Here is a 15365-nt window from a genome sequence, read left to right as displayed (position 1 = left end):
ATCTTATTAAAAGCTCTTTGAAAATGTTAGGAAGAAGACAAATCCGTGAAAAAGTAGTGCAGACACTATATTCTTATCATCAGAATCCTATAAAAACTGATGTTTTAGAGAAAAATATGTTTACAGAGATTGAAAAAATCTATTATCTCTATATTTATCAACTCAACTTCTTGGTTGCATTAAAAGATCTTGCCGAAAGACAAATTGAAATCGGTAAAAATAAATTTATTAAGACTGAAGAAGACCTTAATCCTAACATGAAATTCGTGAATAATCAAGTTTTTTTACAACTTGATCAAAACGAAGAAAGACTTTCCTTTAACTCAAAATACAAAAAATATCAGTGGGATTTACACGATGAATTGTTAGTAAAAACATTTCAGAGAATCGTTGCGAGTAAGCGTTATCACGAATATATGGCCGAAGAAAGCCTTAGTTTTGAAGAAGACCAAAAGTTTGTTGGGAAATTATTTCTAAAATATGTTGCCGAAAATGAAGATTTTCATGAGCGTTTAGAAGAATTAGAATTGTCTTGGGCAGATGATTTCCATATTTCGAATTCTATGATTCAGAAGACCATTGGTTTTATGAAACAAAATCAGCCGAGTCATACTTTAATCAAAATGCTTAAAGATGAAGAAGACAGACATTTTGCCAAAAAATTATTATTGCAATGTATTTCTCACTGGGAAAATTCTGAGAAAAAAATCGAAGAAAGACTAGAAAATTGGGATTTAGAAAGAATTTCTTTAATGGATAGATTGATTTTGATCACAGCTATTACAGAGATAGATAATTTCCCTCTCACTCCAGCAAAAGTAATAATCAACGAATATATAGAGGTTTCTAAAGTGTTTGCTACCGATAGAAGTCAGATTTTTGTGAATGGAATCTTAGATAAATACACGAAAGATATTTCTAGAGCATAAATTTTGATTAAATTTGAGGAAATTTTAAAAAATCAGAATCAATGAAAAGAATTTTAGGTTTAAGCTTACTAGCTGTTTTGACTTTAGCTTCTTGTAAAAAAAATGAAGAAGCACAAACATCAACTGCTACTCCTGCTACAGAGCAGAAATATCCTTTTGCAGATGATAGAGTAGTAAAACAAAGTGATTTAGTAAGCGAAGCAAAAAATCATGCAGAAACTACATTAGCACTTTCTGAACCAGATTTTAATTTCGGAAAAATCAAAAAAGGAGATGTGGTAGAACACATTTACGAAGTAACCAACACAGGTAAAAATCCTTTGATTATTTCTGCGGTAAAACCAGGTTGCGGATGTACTGCTCCAGATTATACTAAAGAACCAATTATGCCAGGTCAAAAAGGTCAAATCACGCTAAAATTTGATTCTACAAATTTTGATGGTGTAGTGTATAAATCAGCAGAAGTTTATGCAAACGTAGCACAAGTTCCTATCGAAATTAGATTCTCAGCAGATATTCAACCCTAAAAAATAAAAAAATGTTTACAACAATATTTCTACAAGCACAAGGTGGAGGTGATTTCTTCTCAATGATTTTACCATTTGTCTTAATGATTGTAATTTTCTACTTCTTAATCTTGAGACCACAGACTACGAAGCAAAAGAAAGAAAGACAATTTCAAGATTCTCTAAAACCAGGTGCTAGAGTAGTAACCACTTCTGGTATGCATGCTAAAATTGTACAAGTAGTAGAAGATGGCGTGATTTTAGAAACCATGAGCGGTAAATTAAAATTTGAAAAAGCTGCAATTTCTAGAGAATTTACAGAAGCAAGATTCCCAGAAACAGTAGGAAAATAATTCTAAAAAATTAGAAGTTTTATAAAATAAAATTCCATCAATAATTTGATGGAATTTTTTTATTTGGTATAATATTATTTTTTAAGTCAGTAGTAATATTAATAAACTCGCTGTAAAAATTCTGGCAATGGTAACCAAAGGATAAACTTGTGCGTAACTTTGGATTGGGATGTCTGAATCTAAATAATTAGTACTGAATGATAATGCAGCTGGGTCTGTATAGCTTCCGCTCATAATTCCTACCAATTGTAAATAATTGATCTTTAAGAAAAATCTGCCTATAATTACCATCAAAATTAATGGAATGAAAGTTACCGCAGAACCGTATAAAATCCATAACCAACCGTTATATTTTATGAAATTTTCATAAAATCCTTCTCCAGCATGTACACCTACAGCTGCAAAGAATAGACAAATCCCTAAATCTTTCATGAAATAAGTCGCTCCATTATTGATGTAAGAGTGAATAAAAGAAATACCACCATATCTGGAAATAAGCAATGCTACAATCAGTGGTCCTGCTGCAAATCCTAATTTTAATGGAATTGGTAAACCCGGAATTACTAATGGAATAGAGCCTACGATTATCCCTATTAATAAACCTCCGAAAAGAGATAAGAAATCTGGTTCTATTAATTTTTTCTCTTGATTACCAATGATTTTTTCTGCTTCTTTAATGCCTTGATCTGTACCGATAACTCTCAAAATATCTCCATAGAAAAGCTCTAAACTTGGTCTAGGAATCATTTCTTTTCCCGCTCTGAAAACTCTAGTCACTTTTACATCATAAGCATTATACAAGTCTAAATCTGAGAGCGTTTTGTGAACAGCAGAAGGTTTGGTCACGAAAATATTTTTCTTATTAATGTCAGAGTCAGATTCTATGAAAGAGTCAGTAGAATGTCTTCCTACTTTTTTTATAAAGTCTTCTAATTCTGCATCTTTTCCTACAATCATCAGTACATCTCTGTCTTGTAATTCTGTGTCTAATTTTGGTGAGAAAACAGAAACTTCTCCACTGTGTTTTAGTCTAGAAACTACTATATCATGACCTATACTGCTAATAACTTCACCTAATGGAATTCCAAAATATTGTGGATTGGTCACTCTTAGTTTTTTGTTGACCAATGGTTCTTCGCGATTAATTTTATTCATTCTGAATTTTCTCATCTCTACATCAGGATGAATTTTCAAAAGAATTTTTGAAAGGATAATAGTTCCAATAATTCCAAAAACTCCTAGAGGATATGTGATGGCATAACCAATGGTTGGGTCGTCAAAGGTTTTATCAGGAAACTGATTTTTTAGTTCTACAATGGTGTTTTTAGCAGCTCCTAAACCTGGAGTATTCGTTACAGCGCCACTCATAATTCCCACTAGGTTTTCTATGCTTACTCCTGTGAATTTAAATAGTAGAAAAGTGATGAATCCACCAAATAAAACTGTAGAAACTGCAAGAATGTTAAATTTTAATCCTTCATTTCTAAAAGAAGAGAAGAAAGATGGACCTACTTGTAATCCTATACCATATACAAATAAAATTAACCCAAAATCTCTGATGAAGTCGAAGATTTCTTCATTCATTCTATACCCAAAATGTCCCAATATTAATCCAGTAAACATTACTGCAGAAACACCGAAGGTAATTTTGCCCATTTTCAATCTTCCAAAGAAAACGCCAGTACCTATTGCAAGCATTATGGTGACTAATGATTGAATTACAGTTGGGTCTTCAGCTGGGAATAGTAAGGTTTTAAGCCATTCAAACATAATAATAGTTTTTTTACAATACAAAGTTACGCTATTGTTATTTTGTGAATAATAAATGGTAACTGAAATAAATCAGAAATCAAATAATCGTTTAAATTTCATAAAAAAAGCGAGGAAAAAACCTCGCTCTAATTTATAAATTTATTTTCAATGCTAATTCATTAAGTTGCTCATTGGCAATCGGACTTGGCGCGTCTATCATCACGTCTCGTCCAGAATTGTTTTTCGGGAATGCAATGTAATCTCTAATTACTTCGTTTCCGTCGAGAATGGCAACCAATCTATCAAAACCGAATGCCAAACCAGCATGAGGGGGTGCGCCGAATTTGAAGGCATTCATTAAGAAACCAAACTGTGCTTCTGCTTCTTCTTTAGAAAATCCTAATAAATCAAACATTTTAGACTGCAATTCTTTATTGAAAATTCTTACAGAACCACCGCCAATTTCGTTTCCGTTAAGCACCATGTCGTAAGCGTTTGCTCTTGCTTTTCCTGGTTCAGTTTCTAGTAAATGTACATCTTCTGGTTTTGGAGAAGTAAAAGGGTGGTGCATTGCATGATATCTTCCAGTTTCTTCGTCCCATTCTAAAAGTGGGAAGTCGATTACCCAAAGTGGAGCAAATTCATCGCCTTTTCTTAAACCTAATCTGTTACCCAATTCCATTCTTAATGCAGAAAGTTGAGTTCTTACTTTATTGGCGTTTCCACTCATTAATAACATTAGATCTCCTTCTTTTGCTCCGAATTTCTCTGCAATTTTCTTTAAGTCTTCTTCGTTGTAAAATTTATTGACAGATGAAGTAACCACGCCATCATTTTGGAATTTTATCCAAACCATTCCTGAAGCGCCAATTTGTGGACGTTTTACCCAATCAATGAGTTCATCAATTTGTTTTCTGGTATAATCTGCCGAGCCTTCTACATTAATCCCAACTACCAATTCTGCTTCATCAAATATTTTGAAATCTTTTCCTTTTACCAATTCATTTACTTCCACGAATTTCATTCCGAAACGGATGTCTGGTTTATCGTTTCCGTAAGTTCTCATTGCTTCATCAAAAGTCATTCTTGGGAATTTGCCGAATTCTTTTCCTGTAATGTCTTTCAATAAATGAGCCGTCATTCCTTCGAAAATTTCTAGAACATCTTCTTGTTCTACGAATGCCATTTCACAGTCTATTTGGGTAAATTCTGGTTGACGGTCTGCACGTAAATCTTCGTCACGAAAACATTTTACAATTTGGAAATATCTGTCCATTCCACCAACCATCAAGAGTTGTTTGAAAGTTTGTGGAGATTGTGGAAGCGCATAAAACTGCCCTTGATTCATTCTACTTGGTACTACGAAATCTCTCGCGCCTTCTGGAGTAGATTTTATGAGAACAGGTGTTTCTACTTCTATGAATCCTTTTTCTGAAAGGTAATTTCTTACTTTTTGCGCCATTTTATGACGGAAAATCAATTTGTCTTTCACAGGATTTCTACGGATGTCTAAATATCTGTATTTCATTCTCAATTCTTCGCCGCCATCGGTTTCGTCTTCTATGGTGAAAGGTGGCAATTCTGCGCTATTGAGAATCGTTAATTTTTCTACTAAAATTTCAATTTCTCCCGTTGGGATTTTTGGGTTTTTAGAAGCACGTTCAATTACGGTTCCTTCTGCCTGAATGACAAACTCACGACCTAATTTTTTAGCGTTTTCTAGAATTTCTGCCGAAGTTCTGTCTGCATCGAAAACCAATTGTGTAATTCCGTAACGGTCTCGCAAATCTATCCAAACCATAAAACCTTTGTCTCTGATGGTTTGTACCCAACCAGAAAGTGTAACTTTTTCATTAAGATTTTTGAGTGTAAGTTCTCCGTTAGTGTGAGTTCTGAACATAAAATTTAAATTTTAGATGTAAGATTTTTGATTTCAGATTTTTCTGAATTTCAAGTTGCAAAGATAAGATTTTAGGATGGAAGATGGAAAATTGGGAACTAAGTTTTTGATATTTTTAAAATGAATATTGAACTTTATTTTAATACATGAATTTGCGTGAGGGCGTAACCGAAAATCCCGCAGTAAGCTAAGGCAAAAGAATGGGAACGAGGAATTGCAGGTGAAGACCGACTTTTTGTTTTTTTTTGGTAAGGAATGAAGGGGGGCGAAAAACAAAAAGACACGCCCAAAAAATCTACTTTTTAAGATGATAAAATGCATTTGTGTACTATTTTAATTTTTTTAACTTTGTAAGAACCAATTACTTAAAACTAATTTTTATGGGAAAAGGAGACAAAAAAACGAGAAGAGGAAAAGTTACCGCAGGCAGCTATGGTAAAACAAGACCTAGAAAATCTGGAATTGCAAAAGTAGCCGCTCCTAAAGTAGAGAAAGCCCCAAAAGAAGTGGAAGCAAAAGCTGAAAAGCCTAAAAAAGTGGCAAAACCAAAAGAAGAAACAGCTGAAGAAAAGCCAAAAACTACTAGAAAGAAAAAAACCGAAGAATAATCTTCGGTTTTTTTATTGAGACTTTTTCTAATTTTTAAAAATCGGAACATTGCTGCAGGCTTCACCGAACATGAGTGATTTTACAATAGGTTTCAGTTTTTCTACCAGCTCTATGTAAGCATTTTCGGGAATGTCTTCTTCGCTACACCCTTTTACTAAAACGCGTTTAGCTTCTAAATCAGTGAAATTATAATTAGAAATTGCTTCGTGCATTAAAACCACTTCTAAATCTTTCTTGGTTCCATAAACTATTTTTTTAGCAACCCCCGTGAGTTTGGAAGTGATTAGAAAATAAGCCCAAATAGGGATAATAGCGTCTACAGAACAATAAACGTAAACAAAAGAGTCACGATAGATTTCGGGGTCTATTTCTGCAACTTTTTCGCGGAAGTCTTTTTCTTTCAAAATCATTTCCATGAAAAGGAAATCCTTTAAATCTATCCCGATTCTTTTGCCTTTAGGAGAAAGTTCTGATAAATCAAAATTCACCAAACCGCTTTCTGCTACTTTATTTTTTATTTCAAAATCTTCTGACATTTTTTATTATTATCTTTGAGCAAAATTAATTAAATATAATTTGAAATTTGAGGGTTGATATTCGAAATTGATAAAATCATTTATTCCTCATTATTTTTTCACTTATGAAATACTATATCATCGCAGGAGAAGCATCAGGAGATTTACACGCTTCTAATTTAATGAAAGCCATTTTACATAAAGACCAAAATGCAGAATTCAGATTTTGGGGAGGAGATTTAATGGCGAAAGTAGCTGGTGAAAAACCTGTAAAACACTATAAAGAACTGGCTTTTATGGGTTTCTTGGAAGTGGCGATGAACCTTAGAACGATTTTAAAAAATATAAAACTTTGTAAGGAAGATGTTAAGAATTATCAACCAGATGTCTTGGTTTTGGTAGATTATCCAGGTTTTAATTTAAGGATTGCAGAGTTTGCAAAAAATCTTGGAATAAAGGTAGTTTATTATATTTCTCCTCAGTTGTGGGCTTGGAAAGAAGGCAGAGTAGAAACCATCAAAAAATATGTAGATGAAATGCTGGTGATTCTTCCTTTTGAGAAAGATTTTTATAAAAAACATCAAGTGGATGCGCATTTCGTAGGTCATCCTTTATTAGATGCGATTTCTGATTTGCCAGAAATTTCTGCTGAAAATTTCAAAAAGGAAAATGGTTTAAATGAAAAAGAAATTATCGCACTTTTACCAGGTTCTCGCGAACAAGAAGTAGAAAAAATGCTCAGTTTAATGCTTTCTGTGAGAGATTATTTCAAAAATTATCAATTTGTAATTGCTGGTGCTCCAAGTTTACCCAAAGACTTTTACCAGAAATTTGTGGATGATGATGTGCATTTCGTTTCCAATAAAACTTATGATTTACTAAGATGTTCTAGAGCAGCTTTGGTGACTTCGGGTACAGCAACTCTCGAAACGGCATTGCTGAATATTCCAGAAATTGTGTGTTACCGAACCAGTAAAATTTCTTACGAAATCGGGAAGCGCGTGGTAAAAAATATCAAATTTATTTCTCTGGTAAATTTGATAATGGATAAAGAAGTGGTAAAGGAATTAATTCAAAATCAACTCAATACAGAAAATTTAGTTGCAGAGCTTCAACAAATTCTAGATGGACAAAAACGGGATGAAATGCTTCAAAACTTTGAACTTCTCAGAGAAAAATTGGGAGGTAAAGGAGCAAGCCAAAATGCAGCCGAAATTTTGGTAAATTCTTAGAATTATCTTCAGAAATTTTTATATTTGGTTAAACTAATAACCAAATTATATGCATAAGCAACCACTTTTAATCATGTGGCTTTGTTTTATTTTCGGGATTCTTATTTTCGAAAAATTAAGTCTATCAGCTATTTTAGTGAATGTATTTTTGATTTTTAGCTTCCTATTCTTAGTTCTTAGCTTTTTTAAAATTGACTTTTTTAGCAAAGTCAAAGACTATGTATTGTCTATTTTCTTTGTGGTATTAGGAATTTTTGCTCATCATTTAAATAATAAAGAAAAGGTGCTTCCTGAGTTTCCTAATTCTTCGGAAGTAATTTTTACATTGAGTAAAAAACTGAATTCTAATGAGAAAAATAAACGCTATGAAGTGAATGTTCTGAAAGTGAATGAAAAACGAATTGATTTAGGTTTGGTTTTGTTTGTCCCAAAAGAAGAAAATGAACTGGATTTCAAACATTTTTATAATGCTGAAATTTATCTGAATAAAGTAAAAGGAATTGAACATAATTTCGGATTTGATTATCAAAAATATCTAGCCAGAAAACATATTTATTATCAAGGATATGCTTCTGATTCTTATCAAATTGCTGACAAGGGAAACCTTACTTTGTCTGAAAAAATAAAGCAAAAGCGATTAGAAGTTTTGCGAAATATAGACCAAGCAAAGCTTTCTGAAAAGGCTAGAGCGTTTACCAAAGGGATTATTTTGGCAGACCGTACAGAAATGGACCAGGAAACTGTAGAAGATTTTAGCAAATCTGGATTGGTGCATATTTTGGCGATTTCAGGTTCACACATGGCGATTATTTTTTGGCTAATTCTGTTTATTTTAAAGCCACTTTTTACTGCAAGGTTTAGAAATTTTCCGATTGTAATTTCTTTGATTTTCATTTGTTTATTTGCGATTTTTATAGATTATGGAAGTTCAGTAATGCGTTCTTGTATTATGATTACTGCGTATTATTTATACGTTTTATTACAGCGGAAACCAGATCTCTTACATGCGATGGCGATTTCGGGTTTCGCGATTTTGATTTTTGATACGAACCAACTTTTTGATGTGGGATTTCAACTGAGTTTTATAGCTGTTCTTGGGATTTTTTGGCTCAATGAACCGATTCTAAAATATCTGCCGAAGCCTAAAAATAGTGTTCAGAATTTTTTTGTGAACGTAGTTTCGATTAGTATTGCAGCACAAATAGTGACTATACCATTAGTAATTTATTATTTTCATCAGTATTCTTTAATTTCGGTTATTGCCAATTTGGTTGTTATTCCTTTTTCTGAAATGATAATTATTTTTGCACTTTCGATGGCCATTTTATTAGGTTTTGGCTTCGAAATTCCTTGGTTAAATACTATTTATGATTCTGGAGTTCATTATTTGTTGAAGGTGATTCATTTTTTTGCAGATTTAGACACTTTCTTTTTTAAAAATGTCTCAATGCATTGGTTAGAAGTCATTATTTTGTTTATAATAATTTACTTTTTGAGAAAAGTTTTATGGCTTCATCATCTAAAATCACTCTTCAAAGTAGGTTTTTTGGTCATTTTATTTTTAATGATTAGAATAGGATTTAATATTTATGAATATTCAAAATCAGAGGTAATTGTTCATGAATTTTTCACACATAAAATAATTTCGGTTAAGGAAGGAGATAAAATAGTCTTCTTTTTAAAAGATTCTAAAAATTTTGAAAAACAGAAAAAGTACATTATAGAGCCTTATTTGGTGGCTAAAAGAACTAATTTTGTTAAAATTATAATTGTTCCTCAAAATGTAAAATCTTTAGTCATTAATGACAGAAATTATAGTGTAGAATAATTTATTTAGAATTGTTATAAACTAAAAAACATGACATTTGTCATAATTTCAAACGTTAACAAATTCTTAATTTTGTGAAAATTCAAAAAAATAATAAACAATGGCAGGATTAACTCAATCTACAATTGGTAGAAAGTTTTTAATGGCGCTTTCAGCAATGTTTTTGCTGATATTTTTAGTAATTCACTTGTCGATAAATCTAATCTCAGTATTTAGTGAGGAAGCATTTAATTCGGCATCTGAGTTTATGGGGACTAATCCTCTGATTCAGTTTGTGATGCAGCCAGTATTATTTGTGGGTGTAATATTTCATTTTGTAATGGGTTTTGTTTTAGAAATTAAAAACAAAAGTGCAAGACCAGTGAAATATGCAGTTGCTAACAACAGTGGGAACTCTACGTGGATGTCTAGAAACATGATTATTTCTGGAGCATTCATTCTAGTTTATCTATTTATTCATTTAGCTGATTTTTGGATACCAACTATTTCTAAAAATTACTTAGGTGCTGTTCATGCTGAATCAGATTTTCAGCATTTGCAAGAAAAATTTCAACCTCTTTGGAGAGTAGTTCTTTATGTAATTTCTTTTATTCTATTAGGATTGCACTTGTCACATGGTTTCCAATCATCATTCCAGTCGATTGGAGCGAGACATCCTAAATATTTAAAATGTGTAAACACATTAGGAACTTGGTATTCTATTTTAATTCCGCTAGGATTTATCGTAGTAGCTGTATTTCATTTCGTAACTCAATAATTTACATAATATTATGAGCAAATTAGATTCAAAAATTCCAGCAGGTCCTTTAGCAGACAAATGGAAAAATCATAAAGCACACATGAATTTGGTTGCACCAAATAACCGTGATAAAATAGATATTATTGTAGTAGGAACTGGTTTAGCTGGTGGTTCTGCTGCGGCAACTCTTGCAGAGCAAGGTTATAATGTAAAAGCTTTTTGCTACCAAGATTCACCAAGAAGAGCGCACTCTATTGCAGCTCAAGGTGGTATTAATGCAGCTAAAAATTATCAGAATGATGGTGACTCTGTTTACAGATTATTCTATGACACCATCAAAGGTGGAGACTATAGAGCAAGAGAAGCTAACGTACATAGACTAGCAGAAGTTTCTGTAAATATTATAGACCAATGTGTTGCGCAAGGTGTTCCTTTTGGTAGAGAATATGGTGGTCAGTTAGATAACCGTTCTTTCGGTGGAACACAGGTTAAGAGAACTTTCTATGCAAAAGGTCAAACAGGTCAGCAGTTATTATTAGGTGCATATTCTGCAATGAGCCGTCAAATTGGTAAAGGTAGAATTAAGATGTACAACCGTCATGAAATGATGGATTTAGTAATGGTAGATGGCAAAGCTAGAGGTATTATCGCAAGAAACTTAGTGACAGGAGAAATCGAAAGACACTCTGCTCACGCTGTAGTGATTGCTTCTGGTGGTTACGGAAATGTATATTTCCTTTCTACTAATGCTATGGGTTCTAACGTTTCTGCGGCTTGGAAAATTCATAAAAAAGGAGCGTATTTCGCAAATCCTTGTTTCGTGCAGATTCACCCAACTTGTATTCCTGTTCACGGAACACAACAGTCTAAACTGACGCTAATGTCTGAATCTCTTAGAAACTCTGGTAGAATTTGGGTTCCTAAAAAAATTGAAGATGCTCAAGCAATCAGAGAAGGAAAACTAAGACCAGAAAATATTAAAGAAGAAGACAGAGATTACTATTTAGAAAGAAGATATCCTGCATTCGGGAACTTAGTACCTAGAGACGTAGCTTCTAGAGCCGCTAAAGAAAGATGTGATGCTGGTTTCGGAATCGAAAATAATGATACTAAAGAAGGTGTATTCTTAGATTTCTCTACAGAAATTATGAAAAAAGGTAGAGAAGCTGCTACTGAGAAAAACATTCACAATCCTTCTGAACAACAAATCTACGATTTGGGTAAAAAATGGGTGGAAGAAAAATACGGAAACCTATTCCAAATGTATGAAAAGATTACAGCAGACGATCCATATGTAACTCCTATGAAAATTTATCCTGCAGTTCATTATACCATGGGAGGAGTTTGGGTAGATTATAACTTAATGAGTACTATTCCTGGTTGTTTCGTAATAGGTGAAGCTAATTTCTCAGATCACGGCGCAAACAGATTAGGTGCATCTGCTTTAATGCAAGGTTTAGCAGACGGTTATTTCGTATTGCCTTATACCATTGCAGATTATCTTTCTGCAGACATCAGAACAGGACAAATTCCTACTAACTCTTCAGAATTTGAAGCAGCTGAAAAAGAAATTCAAGACAAAGTAAACTTCTTCTTAACCAATAAAGGAACTCACTCTGTAGACTACTTCCACAAAAAACTAGGAAACGTAATGTGGAACAAAGTAGGTATGGGAAGAACTCCAGAAGGACTAGCTGAAGCGATTAAGGAAATAGAAGAAATCAGAAATGATTTCTGGAAAAATGTAAAAGTTCCTGGCGAAGCAAACGGAATGAATACAGAGCTTGAAAAAGCATTCAGAGTAGCAGATTTCTTAGAACTAGGTCAATTAATGGCGAAAGATGCTCTTGAAAGAAAAGAATCTTGTGGAGGACACTTCCGTTGGGATCACGCTACTCCAGAAGGTGAAGCAGAAAGAGATGACGAGAACTACAAATATGTAGCAGCTTGGGAATACAAAGGTGATGATATCAACGCCGAAGTATTGCACAAAGAAGAATTGGTGTACGAGAATATTGAAGTGAAAACGAGAAGTTATAAATAATCTCCATAAAATAATTTAAAAAATGAGTGCAAAAAAAGGATTAAACCTGACTCTAAAAATTTGGAGACAGAAAAATAATAAATCAAAAGGTCAGTTCGAGACCTACAAAATATCAGATGTTTCTACGGATTCTTCTTTCCTTGAAATGCTAGATATGCTAAACGAACAATTGGTAAATAACGGAAGCGAACCAGTAGCATTCGACCACGATTGTAGAGAAGGAATCTGCGGTATGTGTTCATTGTACATTAATGGTAGAGCTCACGGTCCAGATACAGGAATTACAACTTGCCAATTGCATATGAGAATGTTCAAAGATGGTGAAACCATCACTATTGAACCTTGGAGAAGTGCTGCTTTCCCAGTAATCAAAGACTTGGTAGTAGACAGAAGCGCATTTGACAGAATTATGGCTGCAGGTGGTTTCGTTTCTGTAAATACTTCAGGAAATACATTAGATGCAAACGCAATCCCAGTTCCTAAAGAAGATGCAGACAAAGCAATGGATGCTGCAGCTTGTATCGGTTGTGGAGCGTGTGTAGCCACTTGTAAAAACGGTTCTGCAATGTTATTTGTAGGCGCTAAAGTTTCTCAGTTTGCCCTTTTACCACAAGGTAGAGTAGAAGCGAAGAGAAGAGTGCTAAACATGGTAAAACAAATGGACGAAGAAGGCTTCGGTAACTGTTCTAATATAGGGGCTTGCGAAATAGAATGTCCTAAAGGAATTTCTCTAGAAAACATCGCTAGAATGAACAGAGAATTTCTTGCGGCTAAATTTACTACAGTAGATTAACCATATCAATACTATATGTTATAAAAAGACTCCCAAATTTTGGGAGTCTTTTTATATTAATGTATAGTAATATTTCTACACTTAGATGTTTTTATTTCTACAAAAAATATTTTTAAAACAGTTAATTATTTCTAACCTTTGAGTACAGCTTTTGCAAAAAACAAAAGTGCTAAAAAAATTATTAATATTAAATTTTAAACAAGCATGAAAAAATTAGAAATTTCGCAAATGGAAAATTTGCAAGGGGGTAAAAGACCTAAATGTACATATGTATATGCTGGCTTTTTGGCTGCAGCATCTGCTTTGGCTGGTGGTGCAGGTATATTCATTTTTGGAGTAGGTATGTTGCTTTGTGAGTAATTTAATCTAAAAAATAAAGACAACCCATACACGTTGTGGGTTGTCTTTAGTAAAAAATTATTTTTATAAACTTGAAATGAAGTATATAGATATTGCTAATAAAAGAAAAATAAAAAAAATATTTAATCAATATTTTCTTCCTTTTTCTTTGAATGAAAAATTTTTATTATTTAATTTTTTATTGTTACTAATATTTCCTATCATTTCAATTATTAATAACGGTTTTATTTTAATTAATATCACTATATTAATTCCTCTTTTTATATTAGTCTTATTATTTTACAATCGTTTTTTTAAAGTCATTAAAACAAATCTACATTGTGAAGAAAACATTAGAATCATTAAAGATATTGCTGAAAAGCAGAAATGTGTTTATCAGTCTCCAACTATAGATGGACTGTATATGTTTGAACTCCAACATAGAGCCGATAAAGAGTTTATTGTATTTATATGTGAGGACAATAAAATTTTTATAAATACTTTTTATCAAAGAAGATTGTACAATGTTTTCAGTAAAACAATTGAAAAATTCAAAAAATTAATATATATCAAAGCTGTTGATTTTTCAAAAAAAAGAATTGATAATAGTCCATGAAAAAACTCATAACATTTATTTTCATTATATTCTTATATTCACTTCTTGTATTTTTAGATAAAACCTACATCACCACTTCCTCCAAAATCTTTGATTTCCTGGCAAAAGATTATCCGAGTTCTGTAGTGCAAAACTATATGGAGAGCAAATTAAAAGATTTTATCTAGTTTCTATTATTAACATGTTTTTTTTATTTAAATAAACATTAAATTATGTTAAAAAAAGTTTTAAAAAATATAGCATTAGTGTTTTTGGTTTCATATGTTTTTTGTTTTTTAATGGAATATCAACCAAAATATAATATATTTTTATTGGCCTTTAGTTTTGTTTTTATAATAACTTCTGAACTTATAGATTCTAATAAAAAAAATATTAATAATAAGATTTTGAGCGAAAATATAGGTAGTAAAGAAAAAGAAAATGAGAAGAAAAAGAAAATTAAGATACTTGTAATTTCAGCTTTCTTTACTTTTATATTATTTGATATTTCATCATAAATAATGACTAATCAATTAATGAAAAAGTTATTATTATATTTTGTCGTTATAATTATATACTATACTTTAACTTTTTTAGATTCGAATTTTATTGCAACAGAATCTAAAATTTTTGATTATTTGGCAAATAAATACCCCAGTTCTGTAGTACAAAATTATATGGAGAGCCAAAAAAAATGGTGGTGGGTAAGCTATGCTACAACGCCTGTACTTATTGGTATTAAAGTGTTGCTGGTAGCATTTTGTTTAAATTTTGTAAAAATAATTAGTGAGAAGCTAGAAGATGTAAAGTTTAGAGATATACTTACGGTAGTATTGATAGCAGAGTTCGTATTTATTATAGCAGGGTTTTATAAGTTTTTTAATTTCTATTTAATAGATACAGATTATACATTAGAAACTCTACAAACGTATTATCCTCTTTCGCTTATTAACTATAAAGAAGCCATCTCTACAGAAAAATGGTTGGCTTATCCATTGCAATTGGTAAATGTTTTTGAGCTGATGTATTGGGGCGTTTTAGCTTGGGGGATATGGCAACTGGCAGATAAAAAGATTTCTTACCAGAGGTCTCTAGGTTATGTTGCGCTTACTTATGGTATAGGTTTACTCTTTTGGGTAGGGGTAGTGTGTTTCTTGATACTTAGTGTTTCTTATTAATATAATGTTCTTTTGTCTTGATACAAAAGAACCAAAAAATCAAGGCTTGGTTT

The 15365-nt window shown here is 32.2% G+C and carries 16 protein-coding genes; 13 read left to right on the top strand and 3 right to left on the bottom strand.

The window, feature by feature from the left end:
- Positions 1-23: 23 nt before the first annotated feature.
- From nusB to yajC, 3 genes are read left to right on the top strand one after another with little or no spacing between them, the layout of a single operon-like run.
- Positions 24-929, top strand: coding sequence for a transcription antitermination factor NusB (gene nusB, locus N7277_RS01220; protein ID WP_274779965.1), 906 nt, complete (start codon positions 24-26; stop codon positions 927-929).
- A 41-nt stretch (positions 930-970) separates the two neighbouring features.
- On the top strand, positions 971-1456 hold the full coding sequence (locus N7277_RS01215; protein WP_274779964.1) for a DUF1573 domain-containing protein: 486 nt from the start codon (positions 971-973) through the stop codon (positions 1454-1456).
- Between the two features lie 11 nt (positions 1457-1467).
- Positions 1468-1788, top strand: a complete 321-nt coding sequence (yajC, locus tag N7277_RS01210; protein WP_069800706.1) for a preprotein translocase subunit YajC — start codon at positions 1468-1470, stop codon at positions 1786-1788.
- An 81-nt stretch (positions 1789-1869) separates the two neighbouring features.
- Here the strand turns inward: yajC and N7277_RS01205 are convergent, their stop codons facing one another.
- On the bottom strand, positions 1870-3558 hold the full coding sequence (locus N7277_RS01205; protein WP_274779963.1) for a putative transporter: 1689 nt from the start codon (positions 3556-3558) through the stop codon (positions 1870-1872).
- A gap of 133 nt (positions 3559-3691) precedes the next feature.
- Positions 3692-5440 carry an aspartate--tRNA ligase gene (gene aspS / locus N7277_RS01200; RefSeq protein ID WP_274779962.1) on the bottom strand — a complete coding sequence of 583 codons (1749 nt, stop codon included), beginning with the start codon at positions 5438-5440 and terminating at the stop codon, positions 3692-3694.
- 380 nt (positions 5441-5820) lie between these two features.
- Here aspS and N7277_RS11920 point away from each other — a divergent pair, with 380 nt between their 5' ends.
- Entirely contained in the window at positions 5821-6048 is a 228-nt protein-coding gene (locus N7277_RS11920) for a 30S ribosomal protein THX (RefSeq protein WP_342455288.1), read from the top strand.
- Positions 6049-6075: 27 nt separating this feature from the next.
- Here the strand turns inward: N7277_RS11920 and N7277_RS01190 are convergent, their stop codons facing one another.
- Positions 6076-6585 carry a DUF2480 family protein gene (locus tag N7277_RS01190; protein ID WP_274779961.1) on the bottom strand — a complete coding sequence of 170 codons (510 nt, stop codon included), beginning with the start codon at positions 6583-6585 and terminating at the stop codon, positions 6076-6078.
- A gap of 104 nt (positions 6586-6689) precedes the next feature.
- On the opposite strand from N7277_RS01190, the gene lpxB reads away from it, so the two are divergent.
- The 9 genes from lpxB (at position 6690) to N7277_RS01145 (ending at position 15312) form a co-directional block, all read left to right on the top strand.
- Positions 6690-7796 (top strand): lipid-A-disaccharide synthase, encoded by a 1107-nt coding sequence (gene lpxB, locus N7277_RS01185; protein WP_274779960.1) that lies wholly within the window; start codon positions 6690-6692, stop codon positions 7794-7796.
- Positions 7797-7845: 49 nt separating this feature from the next.
- Complete coding sequence (locus N7277_RS01180) at positions 7846-9624, top strand: ComEC/Rec2 family competence protein (RefSeq protein WP_342455287.1); 1779 nt, start codon at positions 7846-7848, stop codon at positions 9622-9624.
- 100 nt (positions 9625-9724) lie between these two features.
- Positions 9725-10381, top strand: a complete 657-nt coding sequence (locus N7277_RS01175; RefSeq protein WP_274779959.1) for a succinate dehydrogenase cytochrome b subunit — start codon at positions 9725-9727, stop codon at positions 10379-10381.
- Positions 10382-10394: 13 nt separating this feature from the next.
- Positions 10395-12407, top strand: coding sequence for a fumarate reductase/succinate dehydrogenase flavoprotein subunit (locus N7277_RS01170; protein WP_274779958.1), 2013 nt, complete (start codon positions 10395-10397; stop codon positions 12405-12407).
- Between the two features lie 22 nt (positions 12408-12429).
- On the top strand, positions 12430-13200 hold the full coding sequence (locus N7277_RS01165) for a succinate dehydrogenase/fumarate reductase iron-sulfur subunit (protein ID WP_274779957.1): 771 nt from the start codon (positions 12430-12432) through the stop codon (positions 13198-13200).
- 204 nt (positions 13201-13404) lie between these two features.
- The gene (locus N7277_RS01160; RefSeq protein WP_274779956.1) at positions 13405-13560 is read left to right on the top strand and encodes a hypothetical protein; all 156 of its coding nucleotides are present in this window, start codon (positions 13405-13407) and stop codon (positions 13558-13560) included.
- Positions 13561-13636: 76 nt separating this feature from the next.
- Positions 13637-14155 (top strand): hypothetical protein, encoded by a 519-nt coding sequence (locus N7277_RS01155; RefSeq protein ID WP_274779955.1) that lies wholly within the window; start codon positions 13637-13639, stop codon positions 14153-14155.
- A 212-nt stretch (positions 14156-14367) separates the two neighbouring features.
- Positions 14368-14652, top strand: coding sequence for a hypothetical protein (locus N7277_RS01150; RefSeq protein WP_274779954.1), 285 nt, complete (start codon positions 14368-14370; stop codon positions 14650-14652).
- Between the two features lie 120 nt (positions 14653-14772).
- A complete protein-coding gene (locus N7277_RS01145) occupies positions 14773-15312 on the top strand; it encodes a hypothetical protein (protein WP_274779953.1) in 540 nt (179 codons plus the stop codon).
- Positions 15313-15365 lie beyond the last annotated feature (53 nt).

Source organism: Cloacibacterium sp. TD35 (assembly GCF_028864635.1).
GTDB lineage: Bacteria > Bacteroidota > Bacteroidia > Flavobacteriales > Weeksellaceae > Cloacibacterium.
The sequence above is the reverse complement of the archived record's forward strand: the minus strand, read 5'-3'. Positions and strand labels throughout refer to the sequence as shown.

Excerpts from the sequence above, each read along its gene's own strand:
- nusB (WP_274779965.1), top strand. The coding sequence starts at position 24 with ATGTTAGGAAGAAGACAAATCCGTGAAAAAGTAGTGCAGACACTATAT.
- N7277_RS01215 (WP_274779964.1), top strand. The coding sequence starts at position 971 with ATGAAAAGAATTTTAGGTTTAAGCTTACTAGCTGTTTTGACTTTAGCT.
- yajC (WP_069800706.1), top strand. The coding sequence starts at position 1,468 with ATGTTTACAACAATATTTCTACAAGCACAAGGTGGAGGTGATTTCTTC.
- N7277_RS01205 (WP_274779963.1), bottom strand. The coding sequence starts at position 3,558 with ATGTTTGAATGGCTTAAAACCTTACTATTCCCAGCTGAAGACCCAACT.
- aspS (WP_274779962.1), bottom strand. The coding sequence starts at position 5,440 with ATGTTCAGAACTCACACTAACGGAGAACTTACACTCAAAAATCTTAAT.
- N7277_RS11920 (WP_342455288.1), top strand. The coding sequence starts at position 5,821 with ATGGGAAAAGGAGACAAAAAAACGAGAAGAGGAAAAGTTACCGCAGGC.
- N7277_RS01190 (WP_274779961.1), bottom strand. The coding sequence starts at position 6,585 with ATGTCAGAAGATTTTGAAATAAAAAATAAAGTAGCAGAAAGCGGTTTG.
- lpxB (WP_274779960.1), top strand. The coding sequence starts at position 6,690 with ATGAAATACTATATCATCGCAGGAGAAGCATCAGGAGATTTACACGCT.
- N7277_RS01180 (WP_342455287.1), top strand. The coding sequence starts at position 7,846 with ATGCATAAGCAACCACTTTTAATCATGTGGCTTTGTTTTATTTTCGGG.
- N7277_RS01175 (WP_274779959.1), top strand. The coding sequence starts at position 9,725 with ATGGCAGGATTAACTCAATCTACAATTGGTAGAAAGTTTTTAATGGCG.
- N7277_RS01170 (WP_274779958.1), top strand. The coding sequence starts at position 10,395 with ATGAGCAAATTAGATTCAAAAATTCCAGCAGGTCCTTTAGCAGACAAA.
- N7277_RS01165 (WP_274779957.1), top strand. The coding sequence starts at position 12,430 with ATGAGTGCAAAAAAAGGATTAAACCTGACTCTAAAAATTTGGAGACAG.
- N7277_RS01160 (WP_274779956.1), top strand. The coding sequence starts at position 13,405 with ATGAAAAAATTAGAAATTTCGCAAATGGAAAATTTGCAAGGGGGTAAA.
- N7277_RS01155 (WP_274779955.1), top strand. The coding sequence starts at position 13,637 with ATGAAGTATATAGATATTGCTAATAAAAGAAAAATAAAAAAAATATTT.
- N7277_RS01150 (WP_274779954.1), top strand. The coding sequence starts at position 14,368 with ATGTTAAAAAAAGTTTTAAAAAATATAGCATTAGTGTTTTTGGTTTCA.